Below are 13915 nucleotides of genomic sequence, written 5' to 3'. Positions count from 1 at the left end.
ATTCGTCATATTCGACTTTTTCTAATTTTATTATCTTGGTTTTTTTAAATTCTAAGGCATGAAATTATCAGAAGTAAAATTAGAAAAGTTCAGAAATTTAATCACCAATAAATTTCTTATTTATAACAGCCTATTCACCAACCTACCTAACGAAAATATTAAACACACTGGCGTTTATGTGCCTTTACTTCAAAAAATGAGCTTGGATTATTACAAGCAAAAGTTAAGCCCAGATCAAGTCATTACCGATTTCTTAAAGCAACACACCACAGTTAAAACCACCGAAGAAAAATTTGATTTCTTGTTTAGAATGGTGCAGTATATAGAACGCCAAGTTGTCCTGTTTGATAGTGTTGAAGATGCTGCCTTTAGCGAATTTAACAAAGCTGGAATCGACGCATTTTTCGAAAACAACAAGCTTGATCCTGAAACCCTTGAGCATTTTAAAAACTTTGGCGTACGTGTAGTATTCACAGCACACCCAACTCAGTTTTATCCTAATACGGTGCAAGGTATTATGCATCAATTAAGAGAAGCCATAAAAATAAACGACATTCAACAAATTGATAAGAGTTTACAACAACTAGCCTTTACACCGTTTATTAATAAAGAAAAACCAACACCTTTTCAAGAAGCCAAAAGCATCATTTTTTATTTACGATATGTGTATTACCAAACTTTAGGTAGGCTTTACCATAAAATTTGTGACCGATTAGAAGTTGAACCTGATTTTAACCCACAATTACTTCAACTTGGCTTTTGGCCAGGTGGCGATCGCGATGGCAACCCTTTTGTTCATGCTGAAACAACTCAAAATGTGGCCAAAGAACTGCGAACTTCAATCATGAAATGTTATTATCACCATTTAAAATGGCTGATGAAGAAAATAAGCTTTAGAAAAACTGATGCTTTATTAAATAACTTAAAACAGCAATTGTATCGCCAGATATTTCAAGAAGATGCATCACTAAGCGCTCAAGAAATCTTGGTAACATTAGAAGAAGTTAAAGCCATTATAATAGAAAACTATAATAGCCTTTATATCGATGAAATTAACGATTTCATAGGTCGTGTTCATTTATTTGGCGCACATTTTGCCTCCTTAGATATTCGTCAGGATGCTTCCATTCATACTATAGTGATCACAGACATTGTTCAAAAAGAATTTAATCTAGACTGGAAAAACCTAAATGAAGCGCAACAAGTTGAAGTTTTAACTCAACGTGAAACCAAAGCAAAACCCAGTGAATACGCTAACGAACTTACAAGCGATACGCTAAAAAACGTACAACAATTACAGTCTCTTCAGCAAAAAAATGGTTTAAAAAGTGTGCATCGCTACATCATTTCAAATGCTGAAAAAATTACAGATGTGTTAAACGTTTATGCTTTATTCAAATTTTCAGGATATAAGGATGAAGACATCAATATTGATATTGTTCCACTTTTTGAAACCATGCAAGGTATGAGCAATGCACATCATGTCATGAAAAGCCTTTATGAAAACAAAACATACCAATCACACCTAAAAGCTCGCCAAAATGAGCAGCATATCATGCTAGGATTTTCTGACGGCACAAAAGACGGCGGTTATCTAAAAGCTAATTGGGAAATTTTTAAAACCAAAGAAACGCTCACTAAACTTTCACGTGACTATGGCATTAGCGTCATCTTTTTTGATGGTCGTGGTGGTCCGCCAGCACGTGGTGGTGGTAAAACCCACCAATTTTATGCCTCACAAGGTCCTGATATCGAAAATAAAAACATACAATTAACCATTCAAGGACAAACCATTACCAGCGTATTTGGTACGCATGAACAAGCCTCTTATAACTTTGAGCAACTCTTATTATCGGGTATTAAATCTAAGCAAAGTAAAGCTTTAAGCGATAGGCTTAAAACTGTGATGGGCGACTTATCAGACATCAGCTATCAAAAATACCTTGACTTAAAAAACCATGAATTGTTTACGGGCTATTTAGAAAATATGACGCCTTTAAAACAATATGGCGCTACTAATATCGGTAGCCGACCTACAAAACGAAAACCAAGTGCTCAACTAGAATTAAAAGACTTAAGAGCCATTCCATTTGTCGGTTCTTGGAGTATGATTAGACAAAATATTCCAGGTTATTATGGCTTAGGCACTGCTTTAGAGCAATACAAAGACCAATTTGAATTAGTTGAAGAATTGTACCAAGCTTCTAACTTCTTTAAATCATTGGTGCACAACAGTATGATGTCGATGAAAAAAACCTATTTCCCTCTCACGGCTTATATGGCTGAACATTCTACTTATGGTAGTTTTTGGAAAGGCTTGCGCGAAGAATATCTGCTGACCAAAAAATGGGTACTTCAGCTGACAAAACAAAATGAATTGATGGAAAATGAACCGAGAGCAAGACAGTCTATAAGTGCACGAGAGAAAATCATTTTACCATTACTCAGCATTCAGCAACACGCCTTAATTCAAATGCAGAAAAAAGATGCCGACTTTGATACTTATGAAAAATTAGTCGTTCGTTGTTTATTTGGTAACATTAACGCTAGCCGTAATTCAGCTTAAATGAGAATATTTTAAAATTATAAACGAGGATGAACACAAACTGTTCATCCTCGTATTGATTCATGGCTCAATTATATAGATCAATACCTGAATGATTTTAAGCTTCTTTTATAGAAAAATTGACCGCTACAGCCTCGCAAAATCTATTATATTTGCAAGCCATGAGTAAGACCAATATTAGTACAGCCCTAGCCAATTCAGCTAATTTCAAGCAATTAATAAATGCGCTTCAAGCTGAAGAAAAAGGCGTCGCACCAAAATTTAAACTTGACCATTTAGTGGGCTCGGCGGTTTCTTTTTACATGGCCGAATGTTTCAAAAAACTCGACCAACCATTTTTACTTATTTTTGATGACAAAGAAGAAGCGGCTTATCATTTAAATGATTTAGAACAATTGCTCGGTGATGAACAAGTATTATTTTATCCTGGCTCTTATCGTCGACCATACCAAATTGAAGAAACCGACAACGCTAATGTTCTGCTCAGAGCTGAAGTTTTAAACCGCATTAATTCGCGTAAAAAACCATCAGTCATCGTGACTTATCCTGAAGCTTTGTTTGAACAAGTGGTGACTAAATCTGAGCTGAACAAAAGTATTTTAAAACTTAAACTGGAAGACCAATTATCAATCGATTTTGTTAATGAAGTCTTGTTTGAATACAAATTTAAACGCGTTGATTTTGTAACTGAACCTGGCGAATTTTCTGTGCGTGGCGGTATTATTGATGTGTTTTCATTTAGCCATGACGAACCTTACCGCATCGAGTTTTTTGGAGACGAAGTTGAAAGTATTCGCAGTTTTGATATCGAAACTCAACTCTCAACAGAGCGACACAAAAAAGTGTCGATTATGCCGAATGTTGAAAATAAAGCCCTAGATGAAAAACGCCAGAGCTTTATTGAGTATATTTCAAATCACAGCTTGATCATACTTAAATCGCCTGATTTACTCGCCAAGCAATTAGACCTTCTATTTGAAAAAGCCCAAACGGCCTTCGAACAATTAAGCCAGCAAGTAAAACATGCCCAACCAGCCGAATTGTTTTGCAACGCGGCACTCATCATGCAACAACTTGAAGCTTACCCAATTATTCAACTTAATGGGCAAACTTACTTCTCAGCAACAACACATTTAAATTTTGACACGAAACCGCAGCCAGCCTTCAATAAAAAATTCGATTTACTGGTTGAAAACCTCAAAGAATACAGCAACGCAGGCTTTACCAACTATATTTGCTGTGCTACCGAACAGCAAGCCAAACGCTTTAAAGATATTTTAAGCGAAATAGACGACAACTTAAGTTACCAAACTTCAGTTTTACCGCTACACCAAGGTTTTGTTGATGTCAATGCCAAAATTTTATGTTACACCGATCATCAAGTTTTTGATCGCTATCATAAATTCCACCTTAAAAATGGTTATGCCAAAAAGCAAGCCATTACACTAAAAGAGCTTACCAGCTTAGAAGTAGGCGATTATGTTACGCATATTGATCATGGCATCGGGCAGTTTGGTGGCTTGCAAAAAATTGATGTAGAAGGTCAAAAGCAAGAAGCCATTAAGCTAGTGTATGGCGATCGTGATGTGTTGTATTTGAGTATCCATTCTTTACATAAAATCTCTAAATACAACGGTAAAGAGGGCAAAGCACCTAAAATTTATAAATTAGGAAGCAAAGCTTGGAAAAGCCTAAAGAAAAAAACTAAAACTAAGGTTAAGCAAATTGCCTTTGATTTAATTAAACTATACGCCAAGCGAAAATTAGACAAAGGTTATCAATATGCGCCAGACTCGTATTTACAGCACGAGCTTGAAGCTTCTTTTATTTATGAAGACACACCCGACCAAGGCGCCGCAACTGAAGCTGTAAAAGCTGATATGGAAAGTCAACAGCCGATGGACCGATTGGTATGCGGAGATGTTGGCTTTGGTAAAACTGAAGTCGCTATTAGAGCTGCTTTTAAAGCGGTTGATAATGGCAAACAAGTCGCGGTTTTAGTGCCAACCACGATTTTAGCCTTTCAACACCATAAAACCTTTTCTGAGCGCTTAAAAGATTTTCCCGTTACGGTTGATTACCTCAACCGTTTTAGAACCGCCAAAGAACGCCGTCAGGTTTTAGAAGAACTAGAAGCTGGAAAAATTGATATCGTGATCGGTACGCATCAATTAGTCAATAAAAACGTCAAGTTTAAAGATTTAGGCTTATTAATTATTGATGAAGAACAAAAGTTTGGGGTTTCTGTTAAAGACAAACTCAAAACCATTAAAGCTAATGTAGATACTTTAACCTTAACCGCTACACCTATTCCGCGGACACTTCAATTTAGTTTAATGGCCGCTAGGGATTTATCAACCATTAAAACACCACCGCCCAATCGCTACCCGATTGAAACCCATGTAATTCGCTTCACCGAAGATCAAATACGGGATGCCGTAGCTTATGAAATTCAACGTGGTGGGCAAGTCTTTTTTATCAATAACCGCATCGAAAATATTAAAGAAGTCGCTGGGATGATTCAACGGCTTGTACCTGATGCCAAAATTGGTGTCGGGCATGGCCAAATGGATGGTAAAAAACTCGAACAACTCATGTTGGCGTTTATGAATAATGAGTTTGATGTATTGGTCTCTACCACCATTATAGAAAGCGGCCTAGATGTGACCAATGCCAATACCATTTTAATCAATGATGCCCATAATTTTGGGATATCAGACCTGCACCAAATGCGCGGTCGCGTAGGCCGAAGTAATAAAAAAGCCTTTTGTTACTTAATTACGCCACCTACGAGCTTAATGACACCTGATGCCCGTAAACGCATCACCGCTTTAGAGCAGTTTTCAGAATTGGGCAGCGGCTTTAATATTGCCATGAAAGATTTAGAAATTCGTGGTGCTGGCGACTTATTAGGTGGTGAACAAAGTGGCTTTATTGCTGATATCGGCTTTGACACCTACCAGAAAATCTTAAATGAAGCCATTGATGAATTAAAAGAAAATGAATTTAAAGAGGTGTATGAAGACGAACAAAATAGTGTTGATACTGTTTTTGTAAAAGATGCACAAATAGATACCGATTTTGAAATTTTATTTCCTGATGATTACATCAATAGCGTCAAAGAGCGTTTAAGCCTTTACACCAAGCTTAATGAAATTTCAACTGAGGCTGACTTACAAGCCTTTGAAGCCGAACTTATCGACCGTTTTGGTGCGCTTCCAGTACCAACCCAAGATTTACTCGATTCGGTACGCCTTAAATGGATTGCTGCTAGTATGGGCTTAGAGAAATTGGTCTTAAAAAAAGAGCAATTAATTGGCTACTTCATCGCCGACCAACAATCGCCTTTTTACCAAACCTCACGTTTTAGAGAAGTCTTACAGCATGTGCAAACGCATCCTAAACAATTTGTCTTAAAGGAAAAAGAAACCCGACAAGGTTTACGTTTATTACTCAAAAGCACCCAAGTTAGCAGTATTAAAAAAGCTTATGAATTATTGAAGCCTTTACAAATATCTCCTAAAGAAAAAGCGCACTAATTAATTATTTAAAACCCAAAAGCCGCATTTCTTGCATGAAAAATGACTTAAGCTCGTATTAGGCTAGATATTTTTTTGCAAGTTATACCTATTTTTGATTATTTTTACTGAAAGTATACCTGATGTCCCCAACAAAAATAATTGCAAATTATGAGTTGCTTTTACAATGTAATCGTCAAGCTCTGATTGGGTTTTGGTCTGTTAACTTAAGAGACGAAGACATATTTTGGAGTGATACAACCCGGCTGATTCACGAGGTTGAAGCGCATTTTATACCTGATTTAGAGGCTGGAATTAATTTTTTCGTAGAAGAAGATCGTCCGGTTATTAATGAAGTGTTTCATGATTGTTACAACAACCAAAAACCTTATGATGTTTCCTTAAGGATTAAAACAGCCAAAGGCAATTTAAAACACGTCAGAGCCATAGGCCAACCTTTATTTTATAATGATGAAATCGTTGGTGTTCATGGTACTTTTCAGGATATCTCAGAGCAGATTAAAAAAGAAAATCAATTTAAAGAAGCTTTACTTATTGCGAGCGAGCAAAACTATAAACTTAAAAGCTTTAACCACATTATTTCTCACAACTTAAAATCTACAGCTGGGAATATTTCAAGCCTATTGACACTCATGAAAATGGACATTCCTGAAATTGAAGAACACGAGCTTTTTGATAAGCTGGTTAAATCTTCAAATCAGCTGACCAATACACTTAAAGAACTTAATGATTTATTGATTGAAGATGCAAAAATTAAGGAAAATAAAGTAAGTCTTAACCTTTATCATCTCACCAATGATTGCTTTGAGGAATTAGAATTTTTAGCTCAAACAAATCAAGTTGTCTTGTACAACCAATTACCTAAAGACCTTACCATTATATCTAATGTCTCATTTGTAAAGAGCATCTTTTATAATCTAATTAATAATGCAATTAAATATAGAGATGACCGCAAGGCAGAATCTAAACTTGAAATTAGCTTACTTAATGAAAATAAACATGAAGTCAATCTTTCATTTAAAGATAATGGTATGGGCATTGATTTAGAAAAACATAGAGACCGTATTTTTAATGCCTACACCAGCTTTCATACCAACAAAAATATTGAATCTAGAGGTTTGGGTTTGTTTATGGTTAAAAACCAAGTTGAAACCCTACAAGGTCGAATTTTTATTGAAAGTGATGTGAATAAAGGCACGCATTTTAAAGTTAGAATACCCAAGGCATAAAATGAAAAAAATAATAATTGTAGAGGATGACGATATCCAGGTTTTTATTTTAAAAAAATACCTATCAAATCTTAACCAAAACACGATCAAGGTTGAATTTTTTGAAAATGGACTCGAAGCAATTAACCATATTAAGGCGCATTTAAATACACCTGAGTTACTCCCTGATAAAATTATACTTGACATCAATATGCCGTTATTGAATGGCTGGCAATTTTTAACTGAATTTCATACTTTAGAAATTTCAAAAGATATCTGTATCAATATTTTAACAAGTTCAGAAAACCCCTCAGATATAGAGCAGGCTAAATACTATAACTTACAAGACCATTATCACTTAAAACCAATTAATTTTGAGGAGTTTAAAATATTGATGATGGACTAAAATATTCCTAATAGTATTGACTTTTTAATGTTAATTCTGAAACAAGGGCATTTAATTGGCTACCTCATCGCCGACCAACAATCGCCTTTTTGCCAAAACTCACGCTTTAGAGAAGTTTTATAGCGTGTAAAAAGGTATCCTAAACAATTTATATTAAAAGAATAAGAAACCCAACAAAGCCTGCGATTGTTGCTCAAAAACCTCTACCATAATCTTTCATAGGCACTTTAAATTCAACCACCGCTGTAAAAGATTTAGTGCTAAGTTTGCTTTATTAAAAAGGTGTATCTACAACATTTAATAAAGCATATCAAAAACAAATTAACGATATTCCTTGTAGCTCTTAATATAAAATGTAACATTTTTTGATTTCTGCATCTAAAGGGAAACCAAAACTTAATAACAATGAAAAATTTAATTTTATTATTAATCTCATTTGTATTTACTTATTCAATTTACGCAAAAAATGAAAGTCAACCTATCAGTGTAGAAGTTACAGGAAATGGACAACCTATTTTATTAATTCCTGGATTTACAGTTCCTGGAGGTATTTGGAATCCACTAGTAAAGCAACTTGAAAAAAATTACGAATGCCATGTGGTCACTTTAGCTGGTTTTGGCGGAAAAGAACCCATAGAATTCCCTTGGTTACCTAAAGTCAATAAGTCTCTAAAAAACTATATCTTAAAAAACAACTTGCAAAACACTACCATAATTGGACACAGTTTGGGCGGAACCTTGGCCACTTGGCTTGCTGCACAAAAGGACTTAAAACTTTCTAAAATCATACTAATTGATGCGCTTCCTGCTTCTGGTGCATTAATGATTCCTGATTTTAATCCCGAAAACTTGAGGTATAAAAGTCCATATAACAATCAACTACTGGCAATGGATGATGTAGCCTTTGAGCAAACTGCCATAGCCATGTCTAAAACAATGAGCCTTAAAGCCACAGCTCAAGAAAAAATCAAGAACTGGATACTAGAATCTGACCGAAAAACATATGTTTATGGCTATACAGATTACCTTAAGTTAGATCTTAGAGAAAGTTTAAAAAACATTTCGATTCCTGTTACTATAATCGCAGCATCACAACCCTATGGTAAGGAAATGGTTAAGCAAACTTATAAAAGTCAGTATGCCAATTTAAAAGATTACAATTTTATTATGGCAGAAAAAAGTGCCCATTTTATAATGCTAGACCAACCTGAATGGTTTTTTAAACAAATTAAAACGATATTATCATCTAAATAATGATAACTGAACAAGAGTTTACTAACATTTATAACTTACAGGCTTCTAAAATTCATAGGCTATGCTTAGGCTATGCGTCAGGAAATAATGAGCTTGCTAATGAATGGCTTCAAGAAACCTTTATAAAGGTATGGAAACATAGAAATTCATTTAAAGGGAAATCTTCTATTGAGACTTGGATTTATAGAATTGCAGTAAATGTATGTTTATCTGATTTACGTCAATCTAAAAAAAACATCCCTATTAATGAGAACGTATTGTCGAATACTCCTGATGATACTGGCAATAACAACGAGGCAGATCACATCAAAAAGATGTATCACTGTATAGACCAATTAAACGAGCAAAATAAAGCATTAATATTATTAGAACTAGAAAACGTACCACAAGCAACTATTGCAGATGCTGTTGGTTTAGCACACGGAACATTACGAACGCGATTAAGTCGTATTCGAAAATCACTTTTAAAATGTATCAAAAATGGAAAATGATCACTTAAATAAATTGTGGGAGAGTCAAGCTAATGATGGCTATAACTCTAATCCTAAGAATATTATAAAAAAAGCAAAGAAACAACGCAACAATCAACATATTAGTATTGCTGTGATGTCTTTAACAGTGGTTGTTTTAATCATCTATGCTTTTTACTATGCATTCAGACAATGGAACAACTTTAATTTAGGTTTAGTTTTAATGATTTCAAGTCTTACTTTGCGAATTATCTTAGAATTTTATTCGCTATATCGCAAGGAAAAACAGCTCATTTCGATGACCCAAAAATCTTACCACGCCTATTTAAAAAATTATTACAAAGCTCGACAAATAATTAATTATGCTGTTACGCCAATCTGCATAGCAGTTTACGTAGTTGGATTTTGTTTACTCCTTCCTTATTTTAAGGATTACTTATCAAAAGGGTTTTACACCTATATTCTCGTTTCGGGTGTTGTTTCTCTTATTTTTATTGTTGCTATTATTATTAAAAGTAGCATCAAAGAACAGCGATTTTTAAATCAAATGAGGAAATAGAAAATTCAAGTCGTGTCATTCCAAAAAGCTGCCTAAAATCTTCAGAATTTGATAATCTAAATAAATGTGTTGTAAACGAGCAAACAACATTTTATTTTAGAATAAATTATGACCAAAGGAAAATTGAAATAATTACTGTATTTTATATTAGACAAAATTCCTGGAAATTAAAACTGGCTATTAAATAAAGAAGAAAGAAAATCCAACAACTCATATCTTCGATGATAAGATTTGGGTTTAATATAAAAGTCGTAGTATTTTAATTACATTGGTCTCAATCTAAATTAGAAATGGCTTATTTGCCTCACCACTGAAGAATATACAAGACCGATATAAAAAAAGGCCTACTTTAATAAAAAACAGGCCTTTTAAACACCATTAGACTTTACTTATTTGAAGTCGGCGTAACGGTTTGATTATCATTAACCATAAGCGGCGTTTTACCATCGGTTATAATTACTTTGGCATTGTTAGATTTAGATAATTCTCTAAAAGCTTCAATGGCTTTGATGCGAATAATACCATTGGTTAATCCTTCTGCAATAATTAATTGGGCATCTCGTTCGCCTTTAGCATTAATAATTTTTCTTTGAGCTTCTAAGGTTTCTTGCTTCAGTACAAACTCCATTCGCATGGCATCTTGCTCGGCTTGCAGTTTACGTTCAATAGAACTCGCTAAGCCAGGCGGCAACTGTATTTGCTTCATGAGTACCGCTATTAATTCAATTCCATCAGCTTGTTTTTCAAGATTAATTCTCATCTTATTTAAAATTTCATCTTCTATCACGGCACGCATACCTGAATGCATATCTTTCGCGAAAAATTTAGCACAAACATCTGAAGCAGCTGAACGGAATACACTGGTAATAACCGACTCATAATCTTGACCTAAGTTTTTAAGTACCGAGGCTACTTTGTTACCATCTAGACGATAAAGAATAGAAATTTCAGAATTAACGCTTAAGCCTTCCTTGCTGGGTAAGCTTAAAAAGAGTTTAATGTTTTTAGTTTGGGTAGACTCTTTAATTACACGGCTAGTCAACGGATTAAAATAAACGGTTCCTTCAGTGTTGACCTCATCAGATAACTGACCTAATTTTTGTTTAATCCCAACTTCACCAGGCCTGATAACCGCACAACTGCTCGTTAGTACAACTGCAAATGCTACTAAAAAAATGTGTTTTGTTTTCATGATCTAATTTTTTAGCTAAAAATAAACCAGAAACTCAGTTGCTAATTTCTGATTTACAAATAGTTAACAATTAATAATTTAAATGTAGACTATAAATATATTTTGAAGTTAAAATTGCAAAGGCTCTTTAGAAAAACCAGTGTTCTTAATTGAAGACTTAGCTTAATGAGGTAAAATTAACTTTACTGAATTCTTTAGTGACTGAACATGTTTTAGAGGTTAAGATCAAGACTAAACCAAATTTTATGCTTAGTTATATTCTGGCTTATAGCTTCAAAAAAAAACTGAGGTATTAAGATATCATTCAGCCGCTTTAAAAACAACTTTTTTTAAAAAACCAAGTACAAACCTAGGATATACTTATGCAATCGTTTATTTTGCTGATGCGCTTTAAAACACTATTGAGATGAATTTTAATCAATTTATGGCAACGACACAAATTAAGCTAGACCAATATCCTACATTACTCGACCACCAAAGGCGTAAAAAAACGCTTAAAAAGCAATTGCGGAAAGTACGCCGCCAACTTGGTGAGATGCAAAATACGCTTTATGCGCATGGCAAATATTCGGTTTTAGTCTGTATTCAAGGCATGGATACTTCTGGTAAAGACAGCTTAATACGAGAGGTATTTAAAGATTTTAATGTGCGTGGTGTGGTGTCTCATAGCTTTAAAAAACCCACAAGCCAAGAGCTTCAGCATGATTTTTTGTGGCGACACTATAAAGCCTTACCTGCACGTGGTAAATATGCGGTATTTAACCGTTCGCATTATGAAAACGTCTTGATTTCAAGGGTGAAACCCGAAATTGTCTTGCATGAAAACATACCACATATTAATAGTTTAAGCGATATAACACTAGATTTTTGGGAGCAACGTTTTCAGCAGATTAATCATTTTGAACAAAGCATCCACCAAAATGGTTGTATTATTTTTAAATTTTTTCTGCACATTTCTAAAGAAGAACAAAAACACCGACTACTCAGACGCCTAAACAAGCCTCATAAACAATGGAAGTTTTCGCCAGAAGATTTAAAAGACCGTAAATTATGGGATGATTACATTCGCTGTTACGAAGCTGCCATTTCGGCCACCTCAACCACTGAAGCACCTTGGTATATTATTCCTTCAGATTCTAAACATCATGCGCGTTTACTTGTTGCTCAAATAATTAAAGCAAAGATGCAAACTTATACAGATATCAAAAACCCGAGTTTACCGCAACAGCTTCAGCAGCAGATTGATGACTATAAAGCTGAGTTACACCAATCTTAAGCACTAGTTGATTAAGATGCTCGTGGTTAGTGCTAGGCTAATCACTTCAACTGGCTTGGTCTTCATAAATAAAAATCGCTTCAATTTCAGTTTTAAACAAGCGGGCAAGCTTTATGGCCAAGACTAAACTAGGATCAAATTTTCCTTTTTCAATCGCATTAATGGTTTGCCGCGAAACTTCTACCGCTTTAGCGAGCTGGTCTTGTGTATAATTGTGCTCTGCCCGTAAGACTTTCAGTTTGTTTTTCATGTATAACGGTTTCGGTTAATGGCTAAAGCTAACATGTAAGTAATGCCGATAAAGCCGACTAAAAAGCCGATTTCTGCATCAAAGCTAATGAGATTGGTTTGGTCGAGCAAAGAAAAGCTTAAACCTACAATTACGCTTAAACCTAAGGTAATGGCTAGGGCTTCTGTGTGTATTTTGCGCTGTAGCTCGTCCATGGCATTAAAATAACGGCGGTTAGCAATAATCATCATCACGCCATTAATTAAGTTTACGGCAATGGCTAAAGTGGTTAGCGTGTAATGCTCGTCCCAAATAAATTTGGGACCAAAAGTGGCTAAGGCTAAGGTGGCTACCCAAGACCACGTCCAGCCTGCTAATTTTAAGGTTTGTTGTTTTAAATTCTTCATGCTAAGTTAAGATTAAAGTTGATAAAATGTAAATAAAACTTTACAAATATACAACAAAAATTTACAATGTCAAGTTTATTTTACATTTTGATAGAATTAAGGCTTTTTTGAAACCCTGTTTTAATACACTCTTAATACATTAGCTATACTTAAGCCCTACTGAAGCATCGAGTAAGAATACTTCTAAAATTTAGACCTTATTAGCATTAAAACAAGAATTGCTTACATCAAAACTTGTACATGTATTAGTATGGGCAAAACAGATAAAAAAGTTAATGAATATGAATGAAGTTGTATAAGATATTGCTTGAAATCCTTATTATGGAATTGCAGCGCCCAAACCTCTAAAACATAAATACGCCGGCTTTTGGTGAAGAAAAACTACAGTGAACACCACTTAATTTGCCATCATAGAGAAAAATGCATACGCATAGCGAAATGTAGATAACATTTATGACTAAAAAAGTTAACTGCGTATTTAGCTAAAAACTTATCATAAGTTTTTAAGCTAGCTGATGCTTACTCATAAAAGTGACCTTGGTATGGACATCTTTCAGGTTTTTTGTTTTGCCATTGCCAACTTTCAATGTGCTCAACCAAATTAGGATATTTTACGTTACTTTCATCCTTATCAAAATAAAGTTTAATACCATCTTCCCTATTGGTTAGACCATTCATTTCAGCTAATAATTCATAAAAATCTTTGCCTCCAAAAATACCATAACCGTTATAACTTAACTCTTTCCAAGTATTTCCATTATCATCTACCATGTAAACGGTAAAAAAACGCCCAGAATAACAATTAGCGA

General features: G+C 34.5%; 12 protein-coding genes. 8 read left to right on the top strand and 4 right to left on the bottom strand.

Annotated features, from left to right (window positions below; translation table 11 throughout):
- Positions 1-58: 58 nt before the first annotated feature.
- From IMZ30_RS06595 to IMZ30_RS06565, 7 genes are all read left to right on the top strand, one after another.
- Positions 59-2566 (top strand): phosphoenolpyruvate carboxylase, encoded by a 2508-nt coding sequence (locus IMZ30_RS06595; RefSeq protein ID WP_207037540.1) that lies wholly within the window; start codon positions 59-61, stop codon positions 2564-2566.
- A gap of 161 nt (positions 2567-2727) precedes the next feature.
- On the top strand, positions 2728-6105 hold the full coding sequence (gene mfd, locus IMZ30_RS06590) for a transcription-repair coupling factor (protein WP_207037539.1): 3378 nt from the start codon (positions 2728-2730) through the stop codon (positions 6103-6105).
- A gap of 122 nt (positions 6106-6227) precedes the next feature.
- A complete protein-coding gene (locus tag IMZ30_RS06585; protein WP_207037538.1) occupies positions 6228-7334 on the top strand; it encodes a PAS domain-containing sensor histidine kinase in 1107 nt (368 codons plus the stop codon).
- Between the two features lies 1 nt (position 7335).
- A complete protein-coding gene (locus IMZ30_RS06580) occupies positions 7336-7719 on the top strand; it encodes a response regulator (protein ID WP_207037537.1) in 384 nt (127 codons plus the stop codon).
- Positions 7720-8124: 405 nt separating this feature from the next.
- Entirely contained in the window at positions 8125-8973 is an 849-nt protein-coding gene (locus IMZ30_RS06575) for an alpha/beta fold hydrolase (protein WP_207037536.1), read from the top strand.
- Entirely contained in the window at positions 8973-9464 is a 492-nt protein-coding gene (locus IMZ30_RS06570; RefSeq protein WP_207037535.1) for an RNA polymerase sigma factor, read from the top strand. Before IMZ30_RS06575 ends, IMZ30_RS06570 begins: the two co-directional genes overlap by 1 nt.
- Positions 9454-10002 carry a hypothetical protein gene (locus IMZ30_RS06565; RefSeq protein ID WP_207037534.1) on the top strand — a complete coding sequence of 183 codons (549 nt, stop codon included), beginning with the start codon at positions 9454-9456 and terminating at the stop codon, positions 10000-10002. The genes IMZ30_RS06570 and IMZ30_RS06565 overlap by 11 nt, the downstream gene beginning before the upstream one ends.
- Positions 10003-10387: 385 nt before the next feature.
- On the opposite strand, the gene IMZ30_RS06560 is transcribed toward IMZ30_RS06565, so the two are convergent.
- Positions 10388-11194 (bottom strand): prohibitin family protein, encoded by an 807-nt coding sequence (locus IMZ30_RS06560; protein WP_207037533.1) that lies wholly within the window; start codon positions 11192-11194, stop codon positions 10388-10390.
- A 406-nt stretch (positions 11195-11600) separates the two neighbouring features.
- On the opposite strand from IMZ30_RS06560, the gene IMZ30_RS06555 reads away from it, so the two are divergent.
- The gene (locus tag IMZ30_RS06555; RefSeq protein WP_207037532.1) at positions 11601-12470 is read left to right on the top strand and encodes a PPK2 family polyphosphate kinase; all 870 of its coding nucleotides are present in this window, start codon (positions 11601-11603) and stop codon (positions 12468-12470) included.
- Between the two features lie 46 nt (positions 12471-12516).
- Here the strand turns inward: IMZ30_RS06555 and IMZ30_RS06550 are convergent, their stop codons facing one another.
- From IMZ30_RS06550 to IMZ30_RS06540, 3 genes are all read right to left on the bottom strand, one after another.
- Positions 12517-12720 carry a helix-turn-helix transcriptional regulator gene (locus IMZ30_RS06550; protein WP_207037531.1) on the bottom strand — a complete coding sequence of 68 codons (204 nt, stop codon included), beginning with the start codon at positions 12718-12720 and terminating at the stop codon, positions 12517-12519.
- Positions 12717-13106, bottom strand: coding sequence for a hypothetical protein (locus tag IMZ30_RS06545; RefSeq protein WP_207037530.1), 390 nt, complete (start codon positions 13104-13106; stop codon positions 12717-12719). Before IMZ30_RS06545 ends, IMZ30_RS06550 begins: the two co-directional genes overlap by 4 nt.
- A gap of 519 nt (positions 13107-13625) precedes the next feature.
- Entirely contained in the window at positions 13626-13877 is a 252-nt protein-coding gene (locus tag IMZ30_RS06540; protein WP_207037529.1) for a hypothetical protein, read from the bottom strand.
- Positions 13878-13915: the final 38 nt, after the last annotated feature.

It is taken from the genome of Psychroflexus sp. ALD_RP9, assembly GCF_017311165.1.
Classification (GTDB): Bacteria; Bacteroidota; Bacteroidia; order Flavobacteriales; family Flavobacteriaceae; genus Psychroflexus.
Note: the sequence above shows the minus strand (reverse complement) of the source record. Positions and strands in the feature narration are given on the sequence as shown.